Annotated in this window: 21 protein-coding genes; 13 read left to right on the top strand and 8 right to left on the bottom strand. The window is 71.7% G+C overall.

Annotated elements, in window-relative coordinates; translation table 11 throughout:
* Positions 1–3: 3 nt before the first annotated feature.
* Complete coding sequence (locus ACFZDA_RS14200) at positions 4–831, top strand: PaaX family transcriptional regulator C-terminal domain-containing protein (protein ID WP_391079828.1); 828 nt, start codon at positions 4–6, stop codon at positions 829–831.
* 12 nt (positions 832–843) lie between these two features.
* Here ACFZDA_RS14200 and ACFZDA_RS14205 read toward each other — a convergent pair whose 3' ends face one another.
* From ACFZDA_RS14205 to ACFZDA_RS14220, 4 genes are read right to left on the bottom strand one after another with little or no spacing between them, the layout of a single operon-like run.
* Positions 844–1299, bottom strand: coding sequence for a MaoC/PaaZ C-terminal domain-containing protein (locus ACFZDA_RS14205; protein WP_391079831.1), 456 nt, complete (start codon positions 1297–1299; stop codon positions 844–846).
* 11 nt (positions 1300–1310) lie between these two features.
* Positions 1311–2819 (bottom strand): long-chain-fatty-acid--CoA ligase, encoded by a 1509-nt coding sequence (locus ACFZDA_RS14210; protein WP_391079834.1) that lies wholly within the window; start codon positions 2817–2819, stop codon positions 1311–1313.
* 10 nt (positions 2820–2829) lie between these two features.
* Positions 2830–3705 carry an amidohydrolase family protein gene (locus ACFZDA_RS14215; RefSeq protein WP_391079837.1) on the bottom strand — a complete coding sequence of 292 codons (876 nt, stop codon included), beginning with the start codon at positions 3703–3705 and terminating at the stop codon, positions 2830–2832.
* Positions 3705–4622 carry an SDR family oxidoreductase gene (locus tag ACFZDA_RS14220; protein ID WP_391079840.1) on the bottom strand — a complete coding sequence of 306 codons (918 nt, stop codon included), beginning with the start codon at positions 4620–4622 and terminating at the stop codon, positions 3705–3707. The genes ACFZDA_RS14215 and ACFZDA_RS14220 overlap by 1 nt, the downstream gene beginning before the upstream one ends.
* 207 nt (positions 4623–4829) lie before the next feature.
* Between ACFZDA_RS14220 and ACFZDA_RS14225 the strand changes: the two genes are divergently transcribed.
* The 4 genes from ACFZDA_RS14225 to ACFZDA_RS14240 all read left to right on the top strand — a co-directional run bounded on the left by ACFZDA_RS14225 (position 4830) and on the right by ACFZDA_RS14240 (position 8836).
* Positions 4830–5255: a MarR family transcriptional regulator gene (locus ACFZDA_RS14225; RefSeq protein ID WP_391080171.1), complete on the top strand. Its 426-nt coding sequence runs from the start codon at positions 4830–4832 to the stop codon at positions 5253–5255.
* Between the two features lie 79 nt (positions 5256–5334).
* Positions 5335–6684, top strand: a complete 1350-nt coding sequence (locus ACFZDA_RS14230; RefSeq protein WP_391079844.1) for an MFS transporter — start codon at positions 5335–5337, stop codon at positions 6682–6684.
* The gene (locus ACFZDA_RS14235; protein ID WP_391079847.1) at positions 6681–8048 is read left to right on the top strand and encodes a DUF6351 family protein; all 1368 of its coding nucleotides are present in this window, start codon (positions 6681–6683) and stop codon (positions 8046–8048) included. Before ACFZDA_RS14230 ends, ACFZDA_RS14235 begins: the two co-directional genes overlap by 4 nt.
* On the top strand, positions 8045–8836 hold the full coding sequence (locus tag ACFZDA_RS14240) for an IclR family transcriptional regulator C-terminal domain-containing protein (RefSeq protein ID WP_391079850.1): 792 nt from the start codon (positions 8045–8047) through the stop codon (positions 8834–8836). The genes ACFZDA_RS14235 and ACFZDA_RS14240 overlap by 4 nt, the downstream gene beginning before the upstream one ends.
* A gap of 167 nt (positions 8837–9003) precedes the next feature.
* Here ACFZDA_RS14240 and ACFZDA_RS14245 read toward each other — a convergent pair whose 3' ends face one another.
* A complete protein-coding gene (locus ACFZDA_RS14245; protein ID WP_391079853.1) occupies positions 9004–9459 on the bottom strand; it encodes a VOC family protein in 456 nt (151 codons plus the stop codon).
* A gap of 234 nt (positions 9460–9693) precedes the next feature.
* On the opposite strand from ACFZDA_RS14245, the gene ACFZDA_RS14250 reads away from it, so the two are divergent.
* Positions 9694–11088, top strand: coding sequence for a carbohydrate-binding protein (locus tag ACFZDA_RS14250; RefSeq protein WP_391079856.1), 1395 nt, complete (start codon positions 9694–9696; stop codon positions 11086–11088).
* A 65-nt stretch (positions 11089–11153) separates the two neighbouring features.
* On the opposite strand, the gene ACFZDA_RS14255 is transcribed toward ACFZDA_RS14250, so the two are convergent.
* Positions 11154–12041: a helix-turn-helix domain-containing protein gene (locus tag ACFZDA_RS14255; RefSeq protein WP_391079858.1), complete on the bottom strand. Its 888-nt coding sequence runs from the start codon at positions 12039–12041 to the stop codon at positions 11154–11156.
* A 175-nt stretch (positions 12042–12216) separates the two neighbouring features.
* Between ACFZDA_RS14255 and tkt the strand changes: the two genes are divergently transcribed.
* The 7 genes from tkt to ACFZDA_RS14290 are packed head-to-tail and all read left to right on the top strand — an operon-like array spanning position 12217 to position 21189.
* Entirely contained in the window at positions 12217–14292 is a 2076-nt protein-coding gene (gene tkt, locus ACFZDA_RS14260) for a transketolase (protein ID WP_391079861.1), read from the top strand.
* A 19-nt stretch (positions 14293–14311) separates the two neighbouring features.
* Positions 14312–15457 (top strand): transaldolase, encoded by a 1146-nt coding sequence (gene tal, locus ACFZDA_RS14265; protein WP_391079864.1) that lies wholly within the window; start codon positions 14312–14314, stop codon positions 15455–15457.
* Positions 15454–17121, top strand: coding sequence for a glucose-6-phosphate dehydrogenase (gene zwf, locus ACFZDA_RS14270; RefSeq protein ID WP_391079868.1), 1668 nt, complete (start codon positions 15454–15456; stop codon positions 17119–17121). Before tal ends, zwf begins: the two co-directional genes overlap by 4 nt.
* Positions 17118–18053 carry a glucose-6-phosphate dehydrogenase assembly protein OpcA gene (gene opcA, locus ACFZDA_RS14275; protein WP_391079871.1) on the top strand — a complete coding sequence of 312 codons (936 nt, stop codon included), beginning with the start codon at positions 17118–17120 and terminating at the stop codon, positions 18051–18053. Before zwf ends, opcA begins: the two co-directional genes overlap by 4 nt.
* Positions 18046–19710: a glucose-6-phosphate isomerase gene (pgi, locus tag ACFZDA_RS14280; protein ID WP_391079874.1), complete on the top strand. Its 1665-nt coding sequence runs from the start codon at positions 18046–18048 to the stop codon at positions 19708–19710. Before opcA ends, pgi begins: the two co-directional genes overlap by 8 nt.
* Position 19711: 1 nt before the next feature.
* Positions 19712–20596: a phosphogluconate dehydrogenase (NAD(+)-dependent, decarboxylating) gene (gene gnd / locus ACFZDA_RS14285; RefSeq protein ID WP_391079876.1), complete on the top strand. Its 885-nt coding sequence runs from the start codon at positions 19712–19714 to the stop codon at positions 20594–20596.
* Between the two features lie 5 nt (positions 20597–20601).
* Entirely contained in the window at positions 20602–21189 is a 588-nt protein-coding gene (locus ACFZDA_RS14290; RefSeq protein ID WP_391079879.1) for a histidine phosphatase family protein, read from the top strand.
* Positions 21190–21555: 366 nt separating this feature from the next.
* Here ACFZDA_RS14290 and ACFZDA_RS14295 read toward each other — a convergent pair whose 3' ends face one another.
* Both ACFZDA_RS14295 and ACFZDA_RS14300 read right to left on the bottom strand, forming a co-directional pair.
* Entirely contained in the window at positions 21556–23361 is a 1806-nt protein-coding gene (locus ACFZDA_RS14295) for a TIM barrel protein (protein WP_391079882.1), read from the bottom strand.
* A 14-nt stretch (positions 23362–23375) separates the two neighbouring features.
* Positions 23376–24251 carry a shikimate dehydrogenase gene (locus ACFZDA_RS14300; RefSeq protein ID WP_391079885.1) on the bottom strand — a complete coding sequence of 292 codons (876 nt, stop codon included), beginning with the start codon at positions 24249–24251 and terminating at the stop codon, positions 23376–23378.
* Positions 24252–24389 lie beyond the last annotated feature (138 nt).

The following is a 24389-nucleotide window of genomic DNA, read 5'->3' on the forward strand; positions in this document are numbered from 1 at the left end:
CGCGTGACCGGTGAAGAGTCGCTGCGGCCCCAGTCCCTCATGCTGACGTTCCTGGGCGACCAGGTGCTCGGGCGCGATGTGTGCGTGTACTCGGGCAGCGTCATCGACGTGTTCGCCCGCGCCGGGATCGGCGAGCAGGCGACCCGCTCGACGCTGACCCGGATGGTCAACCGCGACCTGCTGCGCCGCCAGCGGGAGGGCCGCCGGATGTACTTCGGGCTGACCGAGCGCTCTCAGGCCGTGCTGCGCGACGGCGAGCGGCGCATCTGGCAGACCGGCGCGGTCAACCGGCACTGGGACGGCACCTGGACCCTGCTCGGTTTCTCCCTGCCCGAGTCCTGGCAGCGCCAGCGCCACGACCTGCGCTCCCAGCTGACCTGGAGCGGCTTCGGCCCGCTGTTCAACGGCCTGTGGATCGCGCCGGGCGAGGTCGACGTGTCGGCGCTGGTCGCCGAGCTCGGCCTGTCCGCCCATGTGAAGGTCTTCCGGGCGCACGCCGACGCCGGCATGGACATCGGGCAGATGATCGAGGAGACGTGGGAGCTGACCGACCTGGCCGGCCGCTACGAGGCGTTCGTACGGCGCTGGCAGCCCTGGGAGGACGAGCTGCCGGACGCCGACGACGCTCTCGTGCTGCGGCTGCGGCTGCAGACCGAGTGGCTGCGGATCGTCCGGCGCGATCCGCGCCTGCCCGTCAAGCACCTGCCGGACGACTGGCCGGCGGAAGGGGCCGAGAAGACGTTCCGGGCCGTGCACGACCGGCTCTCACCGCTCGCGCGCGACACCTCGCGGCGCCTTCTCGACCTGGTGCCCGCACGACCTCAGGCCTAGGGGGTGGTGGCCTCAGGCGTAGAACCGCGACAGGCTCTGGAGCACCGCGGCCGGCTTGCCGCCGCCCTCGATCTCGATGGCGCCGTCGACCGTGATCTGCACGCCGCCCGGCACCTCCGCGACCTCGGCGAGCTTCGCCGTCAGCCGGATGCGGGAGCCGACCTTCACCGGAGAGGGGAAACGCACCTTGTTGAGGCCGTAGTTGACCTTCGTCGTCACGCCCTGGACGTCCAGCAGCTCGGTGAAGAGCGGGATGAAGAGGGAGAGGGTCAGGTAGCCGTGCGCGATGGGAGCGCCGAAGGGGCCCTCCTTGGCCTTCTCGGGGTCCACATGGATCCACTGGTGGTCCCCGGTCGCGTCGGCGAAGGTGTCGATCCGCTCCTGCGTGACCTCGATCCACTCGCTGGTGCCGAGGTCGCTGCCCGCGAGCTTCTTCAGTTCGTCGAGGCCGTTGACGGTGATGCTCATGGAGCCGTCCTTCACTGGGAGTCGGAGCCGTAGCGCTTGCGCACACGGGATTTCAGGAGCTTCCCGGAGGCGGTGCGGGGCAGTTCGTCCGCCACCACGACCGACTTCGGGATCTTGTACTTGGCGAGGCGGCCGGCGAGCGAGGCGAGCACCTCGTCGGGGTCGAGTGCGGCGCCCTCACGGGGCACGACGACCGCGCGGGGCACCTCGCCCCACTTGTCGTCCGGCACCCCGATCACCGCGCATTCCACGATGTCCGGGTGCGCGAGGAGCTGGTCCTCGATCTCGGCGGGGTAGATGTTCTCGCCACCGGAGATGATCATGTCCTTGATGCGGTCGACGATGTAGACGTAGCCGTCCTCGTCGACCTGGGCGGCGTCGCCGCTGCGGAACCAGCCGTCGGCGAAGGACGCGGCCGTCTCCTCGGGCAGCCCCCAGTAGCCGGGCATGACGTGCGGCCCGCGCACGACGACCTCTCCGACCTCGCCGACGTCGACCGGCGCGAGGTCGGGCCGTACGACGCGTACGTCGCTGAAGAAGTGCGGCACACCCGCCGACCCCGCCTTGGCGACGGCGTGCTCGGCGTCCAGGAACAGCGTGCCGGGGGCGGCCTCGGTCATGCCGTAGCCCTGGAGGAAGGTCAGGCCGCGCCGCTGGTACGCCGCGATCAGCGGGGTCGGGACCGGGGAGCCGCCGCAGGTCAGGATGCGCAGCGACGACAGGTCGGCGTCCGGCCAGCGCGGATGCCGGGCCACCTGGTCGAACATCGTGGGCACGCCGAACATGAAGGTGATCCGGTGCCGTTCGATCAGGTCGAAGGTGGCGTCCGGGTCGAAGGCCTCGACCAGGACGCAGGTGCCGCCCTTCAGCAGGACCGGGAGGGTCAGCATGTTCAGCCCCGCGGTGTGGAACAGCGGGGCGGAGACCAGGGCGCGTTCGTCGGCGACCAGGTCGTGGTCGATGAGGACGTTGACCGCGTTCCAGGTCAGGTTGCCGTGGGTGAGCATCGCGCCCTTGGGACGGCCGGTCGTGCCCGAGGTGTACATGATGATGCAGGTGTCGTCCGGGGTGACCGGCGTGTCGATGGGCTCGCGGGAGGCCGAGGCCAGTGCCTCCTCGTACTCGGCGCCCACTTCGACGTACGTACGGACGTCCGTGCTGCCCGGCAGTCCCGCGACCAGACCGGCGTGCGAGGGGCCGTAGACGAGGGCCTTGGCGCCGGAGTCGGCGAGCTGGTAGGCGATCTCGGGGCCGGCCAGGCGGGTGTTGAGGGGGACGAAGACCGCGCCGAGCGTGCCGGCCGCGAACAGGGTCTCCAGGTAGGAGGGGTGGTTCGGGCCGAGGTAGGCGATGCGGTCGCCGCGGCGCACGCCCCTCTCGCGCAGGGCGTGGGCGAGGCGGGTGGTGCGGTCGCACAGGCCGGCGTAGGTGCGGGCGGTGTCGCCGTGGATCAGGGCCGTGCGATGCGGGGTCTTGCGGGCCCGGCGTGCGGGCCATGACCCCAGTCCCTCGTTGCGCATGTCACGCCCCTTACGGTTTCGTCAGCCCGAGCAGACGGGCGGCGTTCTCCTTGAGGATCTTCGGCCGGACCTCTTCCTTGATCGTCAGCTTGTCGAAGTCGGCGAGCCAGCGGTCGGGGGTGAGGACGGGGAAGTCGGAGCCGAAGAGCACCTTGTCCTTCAGCAGCGTGTTCGCGTACTGCACGAGCTGCGGCGGGAAGTACTTCGGCGACCAGCCGGACAGGTCGATGTGCACGCCCGGCTTGTGCGTGGCGACGGCCAGGGCCTCGTCCTGCCAGGGAAACGACGGGTGCGCCAGGATGATCTTCAGGTGGGGGAAGTCGGCGGCGACGTCGTCGACGTGCAGCGGGTTGGAGTACTTGAGCCTGATGCCGCCCCCGCCGGGCACGCCGGCGCCGATGCCGGTCTGGCCGGTGTGGAACAGGGCGATCGTGCCGGTCTCCTCGATCACCTCGTAGAGGTCGTACGCCACCGACCGGTCGTTGGGGAAGAAGCCCTGGATGCTCGGGTGGAACTTGAAGCCCCGCACCCCGTACTCCTCGACCAGGCGCCGGGCCTGCTTGACCCCCGCCTTTCCCCGGAAGGGGTCGATGGAGGCGAAGGGGATGAGGACGTCGGCGTTGGCGGCGGCGGCCTCGGCGACCTCCTCGTTGGGCACGGGCGGGGTGCCGGTGGCGGACTCGGCGTCGACCGTGAAGATCACGGCGGCCATCTTCCGCTCGCGGTAGTACGCGGCGGTCTCCTCCAGAGTCGGTTTCCGCTTGCCCTCGACCTTGAAGTAGGCCGAGGAGGCGTCGTGCAGGTCGTCGTCCAGCGAGGAGTGGCCCTTGGAGGACACCTCCGCGTGGGTGTGGACGTCGATCGCGACGAGGTCGTTCAGGTCCATCACGCCTCCGGGAACTTCGGTGCCGGGATACCGACCGACTGCGGTTCGGCACCGACCGAGGTGGGCCAGGCGTCCGCCAGGGCGCCGGGGGTCCAGCCGCCGTCGGCGTAGGCCGCCCTGATCTCCTGCGGATGCGACCAGAGTGCCACCTTGTCGCCACCGATGCCGATGCACTGGCCGGTCACGCCGCGCGCGGCCTCGGACGCCAGGAACGGGACCAGGGCCGCGCAGTCCTCGGGGGTGCCGAAGCCCTCGCCCTTGCGCAGGAAGTCCGGCAGCGGCTCGCCGTTCCTCATCGCCTCGATGTAGGGGGCGAAGGCCGGGATCGTCTCGGTCATCGCGGTCGCGGCGACCGGCACGATCGCGTTGACGGTGATGTTCGCGCGGCCCAGCTCCATCGACCAGGTGCGGGCCATCGCCGCGATGCCCGCCTTGGCGGCGGCGTAGTTCGTCTGGCCGAAGTTGCCGCGCTGGCCGGCCGGTGAGCCGACCAGGATCAGCGAGCCGCCCTCACCCTGCTCGCGCATCCTGACGGCGGCGGCGCGGGCGCAGGTGAAGGTGCCCTTGAGGTGGGTGGTGATCACCGCGTCGAAGTCGTCGTCGGTCATCTTCCACAGCACCTTGTCGCGGAGGATGCCGGCGTTGGTCACCAGGATGTCCAGCCGGCCGAACTCCTCGACCGCGCGGGCGACCAGCCGGTCCGCCGCCTCGGCCGTGCCGACCGGGACCACCTCCGCAACGGCCTTGCCGCCCGCCTCGGTGAGGGACTTCACGGCCGCCTCGGCCACGGCCTCGTCGACGTCGTTGACGACCACGGAGGCGCCGTGGGCGGCCAGGGCGTGGGCGTAGGCGAGGCCGAGGCCCCGGCCGCTGCCGGTGACGACGGCGACCTTGCCGGAGAGATCGATGGTGGGCACGGGTGAGTCCCTTCGCATGGGGTGCGGCTATGAGTCGCATGGGTGCGGCTACGAGATCGAAGCTAAGAGCAATAATTGTTGACGTCAATAGTTGTTGGTGACCCAAAGGTGCGAGATGCTGGAGCTCCAGAAAGCGCCGAGCACAGGGAGCCCGTCATCACACGCCAGAACGTCACCCCGAAGCCCATCGACGCGCACGAGCCGTGGATGCGCGGGCTGCACGCCGACACGGGCTACCTGCTGTACCGCCTGGGCCTGCGCTCGGGACAGCTGTTCAACGCCTGCCTCCAGGAGTCGGGCCTGCGCCTGCGCCACTACGCGGTGCTGCGCTTCCTCGCCACCTCCGAGGGCGCCCTCCAGCGCGAGCTGAGCACCCGGCTCGGCTACGACCCGAGCGCGATCGTCGGCCTGGTCGACGACCTGGAGAAGCAGGGCTTCGCCGAGCGCCGCCCCTCCCCCGACGACCGCCGCAGCCGGATCGTCGCGCTGACCGAGAGGGGGCGCGCGTTCCTCCGTGACACCGACGAGGCCGGCCAGCGGGTGACGAACGAGCTCCTGGGCCCGCTGGACCCGGCCGAGCGGGACGCGCTGCACGCGCTGCTGCTGCGGATCGCCGAGGACGGACTGAACTGATGTTGTGCAAATGATTGACGGCTGCACGAGAGATGCATAACTTCATCGGCCAACCGAGACCCGTCCCCAGGGAGCTCCCGTGCAGCCATCCCCGCCTCCCGCTCAACCCGCCCCCGATCCACGGCAGTTGCGCCGCGTGGCCGTCTCCGGCCTGCTCGGTACGGCCGTCGAGTTCTACGACTTCCTCGTCTACGGCACCGTCGCCGCGCTCGTCTTCGGCGAGCTGTTCTTCCCCCGGGCCGACCCGGCGGTCGGCACCATCGCCGCGTTCGGCACCTTCGCCGCGGGCTATCTCGCCCGCCCGCTCGGCGGCATCGTCTTCGGCCACTTCGGCGACCGGATCGGCCGCAAGTCGATGATGCTGCTGACCATGGTCCTGATGGGCTCGGGCAGCTTCCTCATCGGCCTGCTGCCCACCTACGACGCGATCGGCGTCTGGGCCCCGGTCCTGCTGGTCGCCCTGCGTGTGGTGCAGGGCATCGCGATCGGCGGCGAGTGGGGCGGCGCGATGCTGATGGTCGTCGAGCACGCCGAGCAGACGCAGGGCTCCCGGCGCGGCCTGTGGTCCAGCTTCACCCAGCTCGGCGCCCCGCTGGGTTCCGTGCTGTCGGCCGGTGTGGTCACGCTCGTCGCCGGCCTGCCCGACGACGAGTTCCGCTCCTGGGGCTGGCGGGTGCCGTTCCTGCTGAGCATCCTGCTGCTGGCCGTCGGGCTGTTCGTGCGCCTCAAGGTCGCCGAGAGCCCGCTGTTCGCCCAGGTCAAGCGGGAGCCGGTGGACAAGCCGCCGATCGTGGAGGTGCTGCGCCGCCCGAAGCCGGTGCTGCTGGCCGCCTGCGTCGGCATCGGCGCGTTCACCACCCAGTCGCTGCTGACCAGCTTCATGATCTCCTACGCCGTCGACGAGGGGTACACCCGCCCGCAGGTGCTGACCGCGGTGACCGTCGCCTCCTGTGTGGCCCTCGTCGTCCTGCCCGTCGCGTCCGCGCTGTCGGACCGGGTCGGCCGCCGGCCCGTCGTGCTCGCCGGAGCAGTCGCCTCCGCCGCACTCGCCTTCCCCGTCCTCGCGCTGGTCGACTCCGGCTCGCCCGGACTGCTCATCCTCGCCCTCGCCCTCGGTCACGGCGTCGCCCAGTCCACGATGTACGGGCCGCTCGGCGCCCTGCTCACCGAGATGTTCGGCACCCGTGTCCGCTACACCGGCGCCTCCCTCGGCTACCAGGCGGCCACCCTGGTCGGCGCCGGGTTCTCCCCGCTCATCGCCGGCAGCCTCCTCGCCTCGTACGGAGGCGGCAGCACACCCGTCTCGCTGCTGCTGTGCGCGGGCGCGGCGATCACCGCCGTCACCGTGTGGCGGCTGCGCGAGACGCACACCGACGCCCTCGACTCCCCCGCCGCCACCACTCCCGCCCTGGAAGGGACCCCGCGTTGAGGATCCGCCTCGCTTTACTGACCGCCTGCCTGTCCCTCGCGACCGCGCTGCCGGCGCAGGCCGCCGCCACGGACAGCCACCTGGAGGGCCGGCTCCCCTCCGGTGCCGCGTACGTGATGGACGTCCCCGCGTCCTGGAACGGCACGGTGCTGCTGTACAGCCACGGCTACTCCCCTGCCGGAGCCCCCAACCCGGCCCAGAACACGCCGAGTACGGCCGCCCGGGACAAGCTGCTGGCCGAGGGCTACGCCCTGATCGGCTCCTCGTACGCGACGAACGGCTGGGCGATCACCGAGGCGGTGCCCGACCAGCTCGCCACGCTGGACCTGTTCACCGAGAAGTTCGGGGCGGCCCGGCGGACCGTGGCCTGGGGCACCTCGTACGGCGGCTTCGTCACCAGCATGCTCGCCGAGCGGCACGCCGGCCGGTTCGACGGCTCGCTGTCGATGTGCGGGCTGGTGCAGGGCGGTGTCGCCAACTGGAACAGCACCCTGGACCCGGTGTTCGCCCTGCGCACCCTCCTCGCCCCGGACTCCGGGATCCGGCTCACGGGCTTCGGCGGCCAGACGGAGGCGGTCGCCGCCGGGAAGGCCCTCACCTCGAAGGTCGACGCCGCTCAGCAGACCCCCGGGGGCCGGGCCCGGATCGCCCTCGCCGCCGCCCTGCACAACATCCCCGGCTACAACGACGCCTCGCAGACCGAGCCGGGCCCCACGGACTGGCAGGCGCGGCAGGCCAACCAGTACAGCGCCGTCCGGGGCCTGCTCCAGATGCCCGCCTTCAGCTGGCGGCAGGAGGCCGAGAGCCGGGCGGGCGGCAACCCGTCGTGGAACACCGGTGTCGACTACACCGCCATGCTCGCCCGCTCCCCGCTGTACAAAGAGGTGACGGAGCTCTACAAGGAGGCGGGACTGTCCTTGCGCACCGACCTCTCGGCCCTGGGCCGGGCACCCCGGGTCACCGCCGACCCGCCGGCCGTGCGGTGGATGCGGAACACCAGCGTGCTCTCCGGCCGGCTCGCCGACCCCCAGCTGAACATCCACACGACCGGTGACGCGCTGATACCGGTGCAGTCCGAGAGCGCCTACGGGCGGGCGGCCGACGCGGCCGGCTCCGGTCCGCTGCTCCGCCAGGCCTACGTCGACGCCCCCGGCCACTGCACGTTCACCCCCGGCGAGACCCTGGCCGCCCTGCACACCCTGGAACACCGCCTGGACACGGGCCGCTGGGACACCTCCCCCGCCGCCCTCAACTCCCGTGCGACGAAGGAGGACCCCACGGCGGAACCCCGCTACGTCCCGTACCGCCCGGCCGCCTACCCCCGCCCCTACGACCTCGCCCACCCGGGAGACACCCGGCCATGACCGCACTGCCCCGAGTCGCCGGCTCCGCTCGCACGGGGAGCGCCCCCACCGCGACCGACCGGCTGCTGTCCGTCCTCGCGGCCTTCGACCACGAGCACCCGGCCCTGTGCCTGACGGACATCAGCCGGCGGGCCGGGCTGAGCCTGACCACCGCGCACCGACTGGTGGGCGCGCTCACCGAATGGGGTGCCCTGGAACGGGACGAGTCCGGCGTCTACCACGTCGGGCTCCGGCTCTGGGAGATCGCCGCACTGGCGCCGCGCGGTCTCGCCCTGCGCCAGATCGCGCTGCCGTACCTGGAGGACCTGTACGAGGCGACGCACGAGAACGTGCAGTTGGCGGTGCGGGACGGCTCGGACGTCGTCTACATCGAGTGGCTGTCGGGGCGTTCGGCGGTCGGCGTGCACATCCGCGTCGGCGCGCGCTGGCCGCTGCACGCCACCGGGGTCGGGCTCGCCCTGCTGGCCCACGGGGACCCGGAGTTCCAGGAGGAGTACTGCGCGGGCACGCTCGCGTCCTTCACGCCGTACACGATCACCGACCCGGCGCGGCTGCGGCGGGAGCTCGCCGGGGTGCGCCGGACCGGCGTGGCCGTGAGCGACCGTCAGGTCACGGAGGACGCCCTGTCGGTGGCCGCGCCGGTGCGCACGGCGGACGGCTCGGTGTCCGCCGCCGTGTCCATCGTGGTGCCGCACGCGGACGCCCAGGTGCCGGTACTGGTCCCCGCGGTACGGGTGGCGGCGCGCGGCATCTCCCGAGCCCTGGGGTGGCGGCCGGAGCGGGCCTGAACCGGCGCGGCCGACGTGCCGCCGTCGCCGGTACGGCGTTCCTGGGAGAGATCGTCGTCGTGGCCGCCGCGACCGACGTGGCCTGCGGGCCGGTGCTGCTCACGCTTCTTGCCACACCGGTGGCCGGCGTCGCGGCGGCCACGCACAGCGGCGACGTCCGACACCTCTCAGGCCACGCAGAACTCATTGCCCTCCGGGTCCCGCAGCACGACCCCGTAGTAGTCCATGTCGGGTTCGTCCATGACCCGCAGCACGGTCGCTCCGGCCGCGGTCAGCCGGTCCACCTTCGCCGTGACCCTGCGGGTGCGCTCCGGCAGGGGAACGCCTCTGCCGCCGCCGACCTTCAGGTCGAGATGCACCCGGTTCTTGACGGTCTTGCCCTCCGGCACCTGCTGGAACCAGACGCGGGGCCCCTGCCCCTCCGGGTCGACGATCGACTCGGGGGTCTCCCCCGCCCCCTCGGGCATTTCCTCCGCGGGCACTCCCATGTCCTCCCAGTAGGCCCGCCAGGTGGGGTGCCCGCCGGGGGGTGGTTCGGGCACGTACCCGAGGGCCTCGGTCCAGAAGGTCACGAGCTTCGCCGGGTCGGCGCAGTCGATGGTCAGCTGCAGGGTGACATCCATGCCGTGAGCATCGCAGCAGGGTCTGACAACGGCCTCGGAGGCAAGGCCGTACCCCGTTGGAGCGCTGAACCTCCACACCACCCCGCAGCCGGCCCGTTCAGGACCTGCACTCATGAGCCGCCCCGCACTTTTCGCGGCTTGACCTCTTGACGACCCGGGTGGCGTGGAGCACATTGACGGCACTTTGAGAGCGCTCTCAGACTCCCCGTACCCGCATCCGAGAGGCATCCCCACATGCGTGACACCTCCGGCAGACCCCGCGCACGGCGCCCGTTGCGGCGGGCGCTCGTCGCCGTCGTCAGTACGCTCGGCCTCGCGGCGGCCGCCGCCACCGCCGCGACTCCCTCCGCGAGCGCCTCCGCGCCGCCGCCCCCGTCGGGCTGGACCCAGGTGTTCGTCGACGACTTCAACGGACCGGCCGGCAGCGGCGTCAACACCGCCAACTGGCAGTACGCCACCGGCAAGGGCTATCCGGGCGGCCCCGCCAACTGGGGCACCGGCGAGATCGAGACGATGACGAGCAGCACCGACAACGTCTCCCTCGACGGCAGCGGCAACCTCCGCATCACCCCCCGCCGGGACAGCGCCGGCAACTGGACCTCCGGCCGCATCGAGACCAACCGCACCGACTTCCGGCCCCCGGCCGGCGGCAAGCTCCGCGTGGAGTCGCGCATCCAGGTGCCGAACGTCACCGGGGCCGCGGCCAAGGGCTACTGGCCCGCGTTCTGGATGCTGGGCGCCCCCTACCGCGGCGACTACTGGAACTGGCCGGCCGTCGGCGAGCTGGACATCATGGAGAACACCCAGGGCCAGAACACGGTGTTCGCGACGATGCACTGCGGCACCTCGCCGGGCGGCCCCTGCAACGAGACCAGCGGCATCGGCAGTTCGACGACCTGCCAGGGCACCACCTGCCAGGCCGGCTTCCACACCTACCGGATGGAGTGGGACCGCTCGACGAGCGTCGAGGAGATCCGCTTCTACCTCGACGGCGTCAACTACCACACCGTGCGGGCCAACCAGGTCGACGCGACGACCTGGCGCAACGCCACGGACCACGGCTTCTTCGTCATCCTCAACGTCGCGATGGGCGGCGGCTTCCCGGACGCGTTCGGCGGCGGCCCGGACGCCGGGACACAGCCCGGTCACGCGATGGTCGTCGACTACGTCCAGGTCCTGTCGTCCGGCGGCGGCACCACGCCGCCCCCGACCGGCAGCCGCGACGCCTACTCCACCATCCAGGCCGAGTCCTACGACGGCCAGTCCGGTGTGATGACCGAGACGACGTCCGACTCCGGCGGCGGCCAGAACGTCGGCGCGCTGGCCAACGGCGACTGGCTGCACTTCAAGGGAGTGAACTTCGGCTCAACCCCGGCCCGGCAGTTCGGCGCCCGGGTCGCGAGCGGCGCGGCGGGCGGCGTCAGCGGTCTGGTCGAGGTGCGGCTGGACAGCCGGAGCAACGCGCCCGTCGGGAGTTTCGCCGTGGGCAACACCGGCGGCTGGCAGGCGTGGCGGACGATCCCGGCGAACATCGCCGCCGTGACGGGCACGCACGATGTGTATCTGACCTTCACCAGCGGGCAGCCGGCGGACTTCGTGAACGTCAACTGGTTCACCTTCGGGCACTGACGATCCCCGGCAAGGGGCTCCACGCGCGCGTGGGGCCCCTTTTCGCTGCCCGGCCTGACGTAACCTCAGCGCAGCTCCGCCCGGAACGCCGCCGGCGTCTGGTCCGTGTGCTGGTGGAAGAACTTGGAGAAGTTCGCGGCGTCGGGGAAGCCGACCGCCGCGCCGACCCGGCCGATCGGCAGGTCGGTGTGGGCGAGGAGCCGTTTGGCCTCCAGGACCACGCGCTTGTCGATGAAGGCCTTGGGGGTGTCGCCGGTCGCGCCGCGGACCGCGCGGACCAGGGTGCGGCGGGAGTAGCCGAGCGCGTCGGCGTAGGCGCTGACGCTGTGGTTGGTGGCGAAGTCCCTCTCCACGGCGTCCCGGAAGAGGGTGAAGGTGGAGTCGGACGTCTGCCGTACCGACTCCGCCGTACTGGCGGCGAGATGGGCGAGCCGCAGCAGGAACGCCGTCAGCGAGTGGCGCAGGACGGCGGTGTGCAGGCTCGGCGGCAGCGTGTCGGTGTCCTCGTACTCGCGGCGCAGCTGGCCGAGCGCGTCGCGCAGACCGGCGAGTTGGGCCGCGTCGGGGCGCAGCAGCGGCGGCAGGTCGTAGCGGTACAGGCCGGTGGCCTCGACGGTCGCGCGGGGCAGGAAGCCCGGCTGCATGGTCAGCACGGTTCCGCGGTACTCGCTCGTGCGGGAGAAGCGGTGGACCTGCCCCGGGCGGATCCACAGCAGGTCCCCGGCCGTGGCCTCGTACTCGGTGAAGTCGACCATGTGCCGGACCGGGCCCGCGCCGAACAGCAGCACGACGTGGAAGTCGATGCGGTGCACGCGTTCCAGGGGCGCGTCGGCGTGCCAGGTGCGGCCGGTGCCCATCGGGCCGACCTGCATGCCGACGCCGCCGACACTCAGCTCGACCGGGAAGGGGAACGTTCTGATCCCGTCGCCGCCTTGGATGCCTCTGTCTGCCATATCTGTCATATCCGCCATGTCCGCCTCGTGCCGCCCCGTTCGCGCGCCGCGCTGCCTCCGGGTGTCCCACTTTCACCACAGGCTGGCACACGGCCACCTTCCGTCGAAAAAGTCAGACTTTTAGTTTTGAAGACGTCAGACCAGCCACTTCGCTCCTATCGAGGACTTCTTGAAGATGAGCACGCAGACAGCGGACAGCTTCGAATGGACCGAACTCGACCGGCGTGCCGTCGACACCGCCCGTCTGCTGGCGGCCGATGCCGTCCAGCGGGTCGGAAACGGCCATCCCGGCACCGCGATGAGCCTGGCGCCGGCCGCCTACACGATCTTTCAGAAGGTGATGCGGCACGACCCGGCCGATCCGGAGTGGACCGGCCGTGACCGCTTCGTCCTCTCCCCCGGCCACACGTCGCTGACCCTGTACACGCAGCTGTACCTGGCGGGCTACGAGCTGGAGCTGGACGATCTGAAGGCGTTCCGCACGCACGGCTCGAAGACGCCCGGCCACCCCGAGTACGGGCACACGGCGGGCGTGGAGACCACGACCGGCCCGCTCGGCCAGGGCGTCGCGAACGCGGTCGGCATGGCGATGGCCGCCCGCTATGAGCGCGGCCTGTTCGACCCCGAGGCGCCGGAGGGCGAGTCGCCCTTCGACCACACCGTCTGGGCCATCGTCTCCGACGGCGACCTCCAGGAGGGCGTCTCCGCCGAGGCCTCCTCGCTGGCGGGTCATCAGAAGCTCGGCAACCTGGTCTTCCTCTACGACGACAACCACATCTCCATCGAGGGCGACACCGCCACCGCGTTCTCCGAGGACGTGCTGAAGCGGTACGAGGCGTACGGCTGGCACGTGCGGCGGATCGAGCCGCGGGAGGACGGCGACGTCGACGTGCGCGCGCTGTACGCGGCGCTGAAGGAGGCGCAGGCCGAGACCGGGCGTCCCTCGATCATCGCGATGCGCACGATCATCGCCTGGCCCGCGCCGAACGCCCGCAACACCGAGGCCGCGCACGGCTCGGCGCTCGGCGAGGACGAGGTCGCCGCCACCAAGCGCCTCCTCGGCTTCGACCCGGACAAGACCTTCGAGGTCGCCGACGAGGTGCTGGAGCACACCCGCAAGGCCCTGGACCGGGGTGCCGAGGCGCACGCCGCCTGGGACAAGCGGATCGCCGCCTGGCGCGGTGAGAACCCGGAGCGGGCCGCCGCCTTCGACCGGGTCAGCAAGGGCGAGCTGCCCGCGGGCTGGGAGGACGCCCTGCCGGTGTTCGAGCCGGGCAAGGCGGTCGCCACCCGTGCCGCGTCCGGCAAGGTGCTCCAGTTGCTGGGTGCCGTCGTCCCCGAGCTGTGGGGCGGCTCGGCCGACCTGGCCGGTTCGAACAACACCACGATCGACAAGACGTCGTCCTTCCTGCCCGAGGGCAACCCGCTGCCGGAGGCCGACCCGTACGGCCGGACGGTCCACTTCGGCATCCGCGAGTTCTCCATGGCCGCGGAGATGAACGGCATCGCGCTGCACGGCAACACGCGCATCTACGGCGGCACCTTCCTGGTCTTCTCCGACTACATGCGCAACGCCGTCCGTATGTCGGCCCTGATGCAGCTGCCGGTGACCTACGTGTGGACGCACGACTCGATCGGCCTGGGCGAGGACGGCCCGACCCACCAGCCGGTCGAGCACCTGGCCTCGCTGCGGGCCATCCCCGGTCTGAACGTCGTACGCCCGGCCGACGCCAACGAGACCGCGCTCGCCTGGGCCGAGATCCTGAAGCGGCACACCAGCGACCCGGCCCCGCACGGCCTCGCGCTCACCCGCCAGGGCGTGCCCACGTACGAGCCCGATCCGGACGTGGCACGCGGCGGTTACGTGCGGGCCGAGGCGGAGGGCGGCGAGCCGCAGGTGATCCTGATCGCCACCGGTTCCGAGCTGCACGTGGCCGTCGAGGCCCGTGAGCGGCTCCAGGCGGCGGGCGTGCCCACGCGGGTCGTGTCCATGCCGTCCGTGGAGTGGTTCGAGGAACAGCCCCGCGCGTACCGGGAGAGCGTCCTGCCGCCGTCCGTGAAGGCCCGGGTCGCGGTCGAGGCCGGTATCGGCCTGACCTGGCACCGCTTCGTGGGGGACGCGGGACGCATCGTCTCCCTGGAGCACTTCGGCGCCTCCGCCGACGCGAAGACCCTGTTCGCCGAGTACGGCTTCACCCCCGAGAACGTCGTCGCCGCAGCCCGGGAATCCCTCGCCGCTGTGCGCGGTTGATCCGACCGCCCGAAAGAAGATGATCACTGTGACCGAAGCGACCGCGAGCGCGGGAGCACTCCAGCGCCTGTCCGACGAGGGCGTGTCGATCTGGCTGGACGACCTGTCCCGCCGGCGGATCGAGTCCGGCGACCTGGCCGGGCTCGTGGCGACGGGGAACGTCGTCGGCGTCACCACCAACCCGTCCATCTTCCAGGCCGCCATCGGCTCCGGCGAGGGCTACGAGGAGCAGCTCGCCGACCTGGCGGTGCGGGGCGTCACCGTCGACGAGGCCGTCCGGATGATGACGACGGCCGACGTCCGGGCCGCCGCCGACGTCCTGCGGCCGGTGTACGAGGCGACCGGCGGGCGGGACGGCCGGGTCTCCATCGAGGTCGACCCGCGGCTCGCCCACGACACGGCGGCGACGATCGCCGAGGCCCGGCAGCTCGCCTGGCTGGTGGACCGCCCCAACGTGATGATCAAGATCCCGGCGACGCGGGCCGGCCTGCCCGCGATCACCGACGTGATCGGCGCGGGCATCAGCGTGAACGTGACGCTGATCTTCTCCCTGGAGCGCTACCGCGAGGTGATGGACGCCTACCTCGCCGGCCTGGAGAAGGCACAGGCGGCCGGTCTCGACCTGTCGGCCATCCACTCGGTGGCGTCCTTCTTCGTCTCCCGGGTCGACTCCGAGATCGACAAGCGGCTGACGTTGCTGGGCACGGACGAGGCCCTCGCCCTCAAGGGCAGGGCGGCCCTGGCCAACGCGCGGCTCGCCTACGAGGCGTACGAACAGGTCTTCGCCGGGCGGCGCTGGCAGGCCCTGGGCGGTGCCCGGGCGAACCGGCAGCGCCCCCTTTGGGCCTCCACCGGTGTGAAGGACCCCGCTTACAAGGACACCCTGTACGTGGACGAGCTGGTCGCCCCCGGCACGGTCAACACCATGCCGGAGGCCACGCTGAACGCCGTCGCCGACCACGGTGACGTCCAGGGCGACACCGTCACCGGCGGTTACGCCCAGGCGCGTGCCGACCTGGCGGCCGTCGAGCGGCTCGGCATTTCCTACGACGAGGTGGTGCGGCAACTGGAGGACGAAGGCGTCGCCAAGTTCGAGGTGGCCTGGCAGGACCTGCTGGACGCGGTCACCAAGTCCTTGAACAGCAAGGGAGTTGACGCGGAATGACCGAGGGCATCCCCCAGACGGCCGAGCAGGAGACCATCGGAACCAAGGAGGACAAGGAGGCCCGGGCGGCGCAGGAGGCCGCCGGGGTCGAGCGGACCGGGGTGAGCGGCTGGGTCGTGCCGCGCCCGGAGTACGCCGGCATCGACTTCGCCAATCCGCTGCGCGACCCGCGCGACCGCCGTCTGCCCAGGATCGCGGGCCCGTCCGGACTCGTCATCTTCGGTGTGACCGGCGACCTGTCCCGCAAGAAGCTGATGCCGGCCGTGTACGACCTGGCCAACCGCGGCCTGCTGCCGCCGGGCTTCTCGCTGGTGGGGTTCGCCCGCCGGGACTGGGAGGACCAGGACTTCGCACAGGTGGTGCACGACGCGGTCCGGGAACACGCGCGGACCCCCTTCCGCGAGGAGGTCTGGCAGCAGCTCGCGGAGGGCATGCGGTTCATCCCGGGCGACTTCGACGACGACACGGCGTTCGAGCAGCTGCGCTCGGCCGTCGAGGAGCTGGACGCCTCCCGGGGCACCAGCGGCAACTACGCCTTCTACCTCTCGGTGCCGCCGAAGTTCTTCCCGAAGGTCGTCCAGCAGCTGAAGAAGCACAAGCTGGCCGATGCCCAGGAAGGCTCCTGGCGCCGCGCGGTCATCGAAAAGCCGTTCGGGCACGACCTCGACAGCGCCTGCGAGCTGAACGCGATCGTGCACGACGTGTTCGACCCGGAGCAGGTCTTCCGGATCGACCACTACCTGGGCAAGGAGACCGTCCAGAACATCCTGGCGCTGCGCTTCGCCAACCAGATGTTCGAACCGATCTGGAACCGGTCGTACGTCGACCATGTGCAGATCACCATGGCCGAGGACATCGGCATCGGCGGCCGGGCCGGGTACTACGACGGCATCGGCGCCGCCCGTGACGTCATCCAGAACCACCTCCTGCAGCTGATGGCGCTCACCGCGATGGAGGAGCCGGCCGCCTTCGACGCGGCGTCGCTGCTCACCGAGAAGCTGAAGGTGCTGCGGGCCGTGCGGCTGCCGGAGGACCTGGGCCGGCACACCGTGCGCGGGCAGTACGCGGCGGCCTGGCAGGGCGGGGCGAAGGTGCGCGGGTATCTGGAGGAGGACGGCATCGACCAGGCCTCCACGACCGACACCTTCGCCGCGATCAAGCTCCAGGTGGACAACCGCCGCTGGGCGGGCGTGCCGTTCTACCTGCGCACCGGCAAGCGGCTGGGCCGCCGCGTCACGGAGATCGCGGTCGTCTTCCAGCGGGCCCCGCACTCCCCCTTCGACACGACGGCCACCGAGGAGCTGGGCTCCAACGCGATCGTCATCCGCGTCCAGCCGGACGAGGGCATGACGGTGCGGTTCGGCTCCAAGGTGCCGGGTACGTCCATGGAGATCCGCGACGTGACGATGGACTTCGCCTACGGCGAGTCGTTCACCGAATCGAGCCCCGAGGCGTACGAACGGCTGATCCTGGACGTCCTCCTGGGCGACGCCAACCTGTTCCCGCGTCACCAGGAAGTGGAAGAGTCCTGGAAGATCCTCGACCCGATCGAGCGGTACTGGGCCACGCACGGCCGGCCCGCGCAGTACGCCTCGGGCAGTTGGGGACCCGCGGAAGCCGACGAGATGCTCGCACGAGACGGACGGAGCTGGCGCAGGCCATGAAGATCGACCTGACCGACACCACGGCAAGCAAGATCAACAAGGCGCTGGTGCAGGGCCGCCGCGCCATCGGCACGCCCGCCGTGGGCATGGTCCTGACGATGGTGATCGTCACGGACGAGGAGAACGCCTACGACGCGATCAAGGCGGCCGAGGAGGCCTCGCACGAGCACCCCTCGCGCACCCTGGTCGTCATCAAGCGGCACGCCCGCACCCCGCGCGACCGCACCCAGTCCCGGCTCGACGCCGAGGTCCGGGTCGGCGCCGACGCGGGCACCGGCGAGACGGTCGTACTGCGGACCTACGGCGAGGTGTCCGACCACGCCGACTCGGTGGTGCTGCCGCTGCTGCTGCCGGACGCGCCGGTGGTGGTGTGGTGGCCGATGGAGGCGCCGGAGGTGCCCTCGAAGGACCCGCTCGGGGCTCTGGCCCAGCGGCGCATCACCGACCTGTACGCGGTGGAGAACCCCCAGGAGATGCTGGGGACCCGGGTCCGCTCCTACGCGCCCGGCGACACCGACCTCGCCTGGACGCGGCTGACGCCCTGGCGTTCGATGCTGGCGGCGGCGCTGGACCAGGCCCGCGCGAAGGTGATCTCGGCGGCCGTCGAGGCCGAGGCCGAGAACCCGGCCGCCGAGCTGCTGGCCCGCTGGCTGGAGGCGCGGCTGCACGTCCGGGTCGACCGGGTGGTCACCGCCGGGCCGGTCGTGACGGCGGTCCGGCTGGGCACGGAGAACGGCGAGATCGTCATCGACCGCCCCGAGGGACCGCTGGCCACGCTGACCCTGCCGGGCCAGCCGTCACGCACCCTCGCGCTGAAGGTCCGTGCCACCTCCGAACTCATCGCCGAGGAGCTGCGGCGCCTCGACGCGGACGAGATGTACGCCATCGCCCTGAACGGCGAGGCAACCGAGGAGACCCCTGCTCATGTCTGACTCTCCCTCCGGCTCCCCCACGCTCACGCGGCGGCCCGAGTGGACCGCCCTGGAGGACCACCGCAACGACGCCCTGCCGCAGCCGGACCTGCGTGAGCTGTTCGCGGCGGACCCGGGGCGCGCCGAGCGCTACGTCGTGCACGTGGGCGACCTGCGCATCGACTACTCCAAGCACCTGATCACCGACGAGACGCTGGCCCTGCTCCAGGAGCTGGCCGCCGCCACCGACGTGTTCGGACTGCGGGACGCCATGTTCCGCGGCGAGAAGATCAACGTCACCGAGAACCGGGCCGTACTGCACACCGCGCTGCGCGCCCCGCGCGACGCGGTGATCGAGGTCGACGGCGAGAACGTCGTCCCGGGTGTGCACGCCGTGCTCGACAAGATGGCCGCCTTCGCGGACCGGGTGCGCTCGGGCGAGTGGACCGGGCACACCGGCAGGCGGATCCGCAACGTCGTCAACATCGGCATCGGCGGCTCCGACCTGGGCCCGGCGATGGCCTACGAGGCGCTGCGGCCGTTCACCGCCCGGGAACTGACGTTCCGCTTCGTGTCGAACGTGGACGGTTCCGACCTGCACGAGGCGGTCCGCGACCTGGACCCGGCCGAGACGCTGTTCATCGTCGCGTCCAAGACCTTCACCACGATCGAGACCATCACGAACGCGACCTCGGCGCGCTCCTGGCTGCTGGACGGGCTGGGCGGTGACGAGAAGGCGGTCGCCAAGCACTTCGTGGCGCTGTCCACGAACGCCGGGAAGGTCGCCGACTTCGGTATCGACGTCGACAACATGTTCGAGTTCTGGGACTGGGTCGGCGGCCGCTACTCCTACGACTCCGCGATCGGCCTGTCCCTGATGATCGCCATCGGGCCGGACCGCTTCCGGGAGATGCTCGACGGCTTCCGCATCGTCGACGAGCACTTCCGCAACGCCCCCGCGCAGGCCAACGCACCGCTCCTCATGGGCCTGCTCGGCATCTGGTACGGCAACTTCCACGGCGCCCAGTCGCACGCCGTCCTGCCGTACAGCCACTACCTGTCGAAGTTCACCGCCTACCTCCAGCAGCTCGACATGGAGTCCAACGGCAAGTCGGTGGACCGCGACGGCCGTCCCGTGCGGTGGCAGACCGGTCCGGTCGTGTGGGGCACGCCCGGCACCAACGGGCAGCACGCCTACTACCAGTTGATCCACCAGGGCACCAAGCTGATCCCGGCCGACCTGATCGGCTTCGCGCGGCCCGTCGCCGAGCTGGGCGACGCGCTGAAGGCGCAGCACGACCTGCTGATGGCCAACCTGTTCGCGCAGGGGCAGGCGCTCGCCTTCGGCAAGACCGCCGAGGAGGTGCGGGCCGAGGGCGTGCCCGAGGAGCAGGTGCCGCACCGCACGTTCCAGGGCAACCACCCCACCACGACGATCCTGGCCACCGAACTGACCCCGTCCGTCCTCGGCCAGCTGGTCGCCCTCTACGAGCACAAGGTGTTCGTGCAGGGCGCGGTCTGGGACATCGACTCCTTCGACCAGTGGGGCGTCGAGCTCGGCAAGGTCCTCGCCAAGCGCGTCGAGCCCGCCCTGACCGAGGGCGCTGACGTCCCCGGTCTCGACCCGTCCACGGCCGCGCTGGTGGCCGCCTACCGCAATCTTCGGGAAGTGAACTGATATGCAGATCGGTCTTGTGGGTCTCGGCAAGATGGGCGGCAACATGCGCGAGCGTCTGCGCAACGCCGGCCACACCGTCGTCGGCTACGACACCAACCCGGACAAGTCCGACGTGGCGAGCCTGGCCGACCTCGTCAACGAGCTGGACGCGCCGCGCACGGTCTGGGTCATGGTCCCGGCCGGCGACCCCACCCAGCACGTCATCGACCGTCTGGCGGACCTCCTCAAGCCGTACGACACGGTGGTCGACGGCGGCAACTCCCGCTGGACGGACGACGAGAAGCACGCCGAGGAGCTGGCCAAGCGCGGCATCGGCTTCGTCGACGCGGGCGTCTCCGGCGGTGTGTGGGGCCTGAAGAACGGCTACGCCCTGATGGTCGGCGGCGAGAAGGAGTACGTCGACCGGCTGCGGCCGATCTTCGAGGCGCTCAAGCCGGAGGGCCCCTACGGCTTCGTCCACGCGGGCAGCGTGGGCGCCGGGCACTTCGCGAAGATGGTCCACAACGGCATCGAGTACGCGATGATGCAGGCCTACGCCGAGGGCTGGGAGCTGCTGGAGGCCGTGGACTCCGTGGACAACGTCCGCGAGGTGTTCCGCTCCTGGCAGGACGGGACGGTCATCCGCTCCTGGCTGCTGGACCTCGCGGTCAACGCGCTCGACGAGGACGAGCACCTTCAGGGCCTGCGGGGCTACGCCCAGGACTCCGGCGAGGGGCGCTGGACCGTGGAGGCCGCGATCGACAACTCCGTGCCGCTGCCCGCGATCACCGCCTCCCTCTTCTCCCGGTTCGCGTCCCGGCAGGACGACTCCCCGCAGATGAAGATGATCGCGGCGCTGCGCAACCAGTTCGGCGGGCACGCCGTCGAGTCCGCGAAGAAGGCCTAGGCGCCATGGGCGATCTGCTGCTGGTCCGCCACGGCGAGACGGAGTGGAGCCGGAGCGGACAGCACACCAGCTTCACGGACCTGCCCCTCACCCCGAACGGTGAGGAGCAGGCCAAGTCGCTGGCTCCGCTCCTGGCGGGCCGTTCCTTCGCACTGGTCCTCACCAGCCCGCTCGGCCGCGCGGTGCGCACCGCCGAACTCGCGGCCCTGACGGGGACCGTGCGGGACGCGGACCTGCACGAGTGGTACTACGGCGCCTACGAGGGCGTCACCACCGAGGAGATACACCGCACCCGGCCCGACTGGGACCTGTGGACCGACGGCGGCCCGCCCGGGCCCGACGGCAAGCCGGGCGAGTCCCCCGAGGAGGTCGGCGAGCGCGCCGACCGTGTGCTGTCCCGGGTGGCCGACGCGTTGCCCGAGGGCGATGTGCTGCTGGTGGCGCACGGCCACTTCCTCCGCGTCCTGACGGCCCGCCGGCTGGGCCTGCCGCCCTCGGAGGGCCGGCTGTTCCGGCTGGAGACGGGCACGGTCTGCCGGCTCTCGACCGAGCACGGGCGGCCCGTGATCGCGGAGTGGAACATCAGGGCGTGACCGCTTCGGCCGCGGGCCCGGCGGTGGGCCCCCGGCTGCCGGGCCAAAGTCTTCGCGGGGTACGGCTTCCCCGCGCGGAGCCGGCGCCGGGCGGTGTCCATGAGCGGCGTCATCAACCCGCGCCGCGCACGACCACGCAAAGCCGGGCGCCGGGCGGTGCCCGTGAGCGGCGTCATCAACCCGCGCCGCGCACGGAACCCGCCAGGTCCCACCCGCCGGGCAGCGCCGTCATCGCGCCACACCCGGCAGCCCGGGGCCGGAGAGACGCCGCGCCCCGATCTTCCGCGCTCCCGCCTGCTGCCGCCGGTCCTGACGGCTGGTCACGGACGCCGGCGCACGTCCTCGTCTCACGGGACAGATCCGCGCTCACCCGCCGGTGAGTGCCCGTGCCGTGTGCTGTGCCGCCAGCCGGACGGGGGCGTTCGGGGCGCCGTAGCCCCGGTAGCCGTCGTCGCGCTGGACCAGTTCGAAGAAGACCCGGCCGACGGTGCGGGTGTAGCAGTGGCGGAAGACCCCGTGGGCGTCACGGTCGTAGAGGATGCCGAGGTCGCGGTAGGTCTCCAGCTCGCCGTGGGCGAACTCGAAGCGGGCGGCGAGATCGTCGTGGTAGTTCGCCGGGACGGGCAGCAGAGCACCGCCGGCCTCCCGGAAGCGGCGGGCCGAGGCGACCACGTCGTCGGTGGCCAGGGCGATGTGCTGGGCGTGGACGGTGTCGTCCGTGGGCGCCGCGCCGACGGTGAGGGCGATCCGGACACTGCCGTCGGCGTTGGTCACGGCACGGCTGCGCAGCAGACCGTAGGGGTCGGCGACGTCCACGCTCTCCTGGGCGTGCAGGCCGAGCACACCCTGGTAAAAGAGGGCCGCCTCGTCGAAGTGGTGCCAGGGCTGGGTCAGGGCGAGATGGTCGATGCCGCGGACACCCACGGGCCCGGGGGCCGGGGCGGTGTCCTCGAAGTCGGTCCGCCAGTCGGGCAGGCCCGCACGGCCCGTGGCGCAGAAGAAGAGCTCCGTGCCGTCGGGCGCGGCGACCGCGTCGAGCGGGGCGTCCCCGGTGGCCCGGCGGCGCGGCAGGACGGGCGCCAGCAGCGCTTCGGCACGCCGGGCCGCCGCTGCCGGGTCCGGTGACTCCCATCCGATCGCGGCGAGCTGGGTACCGTCCCGGCGGACCATCGGCCCCGTGTTGACGAGGATCCGGGCGTCCCCCTGCTCCCACAGGGCGACGGGCTTGCCGCGGTGACGGCCGGTACGGGCGAAGCCGAGGGCGCCGAGCAGGGCGGTGAGGGGCTCGGCGTCGGGCGTGACCAGCTCGGCGAAGGCGACGCCGGTGGGGACGACGGGCTCGGGCAGGGCGGCCCGGCCCACCGTCTCCTGGAGGACCAGCAGGGAACGCCGGGCGTCGACGGCGGTCGGACCGGCCTCGGCCTGCCGGAACACGTCGTTGAACACCTCAAGGGAGAGCGGGCCGTCGTAGCCGGTGCGCAGCACGTGCCGCAGCAGCCCGGCGACGTCGAAGCCGCCCTGGCCGGGGAAGCAGCGGTAGTGGCGGCTCCACTGGAGGACGTCCATGGCGAGCAGCGGGGCGTCGGCGAGCTGGAGGAAGAAGACCTTCTCGCCGGGGATGGCCGCAATGCCTTCGAGGTCCTTGGGTTCAGAGCCGCGCGAGAGGATGTGGAAGCTGTCCAGGCAGGTGCCGAGCGCGGGGTGATCGGCCGACTCGACGATGCGCCAGGCGTGGTCGTAGGTGCTGACGTGCCGCCCCCAGGCGAGCGCCTCGTAGGCCACCCGGATCCCGTGGTCCCGGGCGAGGTCGGCGAGCCGGCTCAGCTGCTCGGCGGCCAGGGCGTCGTCGTCGAGGGCCTGCGGGGAGACGCTGGAGCAGACGAGGACCATGTCGGCGCCGAGCCTGCGCATCAGCTCGAACTTGTGCCGGGCCCGCCGCAGGTTCCGGGCGAACTCGTCCTCGGGGACGGCCTCGATGTCCCGCATCGGCTGGTACAGGTCGATGGAGAGGCCGAGGTCGCCGCAGCGGGCGCGGATCTCCTCGGGGGTGAGGGGGCTGGCCAGCAGGTCGTTCTCGAAGATCTCCACCCCGTCGAACCCGGCCCGGGCCGCGGCCGTGAGCTTTCCGGTGAGGGACCCGCTGAGGGAGACGGTGGCGATGGACGTACGCACGTCGGTGTCCCTTTCTAGTTGCGTGCCCCTATGGCCCCGGCCAGTTCGGTCAGGTCCGCCAGCATCCGCGCGGCGTCGGGTTCCCGGCCGGTGAACAGGCGGAACGCGTCGGCGGCCTGGAAGGCGGCCATGCCGCCGCCGTCGAGCGTGGCGCAGCCCAGCGCGCGGGCGGTGCGCAGCAGTTCGGTCTCCAGCGGGCGGTAGACCACCTCGGCGACCCACAGCCGGGGGTGGAGCAGTTCGGCGGGCAGGGGCATGCCGGGGTGGGCCGCCATGCCGGTGGGCGTGGCGTGGACGACGCCGTCGGCGTGCGCGAGCAGCCGCGCCTGCCGGTCCGGGGTCGCGGCGGCGGCACGGCCCTGGCCGAAGGCGCGGTTCAGGGAGCCGGCCAGGGCGGCGGCCCGTTCGGGCAGGGGGTCGACGACGGTGACCCGCTCGGCGCCGAGGGTGAGGGTGGCGTGCGCGACGGCCGCGCCCGCGCCGCCGGCGCCCAGCTGTACCACCCGCTCCAGCCGCGCGTCGGGCAGCCCGCGCGCGAAGGACGCCGCGAAACCGGTGACGTCGGTGTTGTGGCCGACCGCGCGGCCGTCCTCGAAGACGACGGTGTTGACCGCGCCCAGCGCCTCGGCCTGCGGGGCGAGCGCGTCCAGGTGCTCGAGGACGAGCTGCTTGCAGGGGTGCGTGATGTTGAGCCCGTCGAACCCGAGGTCGCGGGCGGCCCGCACCAGATCACCCACCGCCTCGGGCGGCACCCCGAGCGGGTCGATGTCGATCAGCCGGTACACAAGGCGCAGGCCCTGCCGGTCGCCCTCCCGCTCGTGCAGCGCCGGGCTGAGCGACGGGCCGATGCCGGAACCGATCAGTCCGGCCAGATACGAGTCCTTGGGCACACGGGCCTCCCGAGCGGCTCAGTAATGTACGAACCAGTACGTTAGCTATATCAGCCGAGCTCGACCACGGGAAGCCCCGGTGGGACGAGGGCCCTGCTCCTAGAATCACCGGCACCGGCCCCTCCGCCCGAAGGAACC

Source organism: Streptomyces sp. NPDC007991, assembly GCF_042958445.1.
GTDB lineage: Bacteria > Actinomycetota > Actinomycetes > Streptomycetales > Streptomycetaceae > Streptomyces.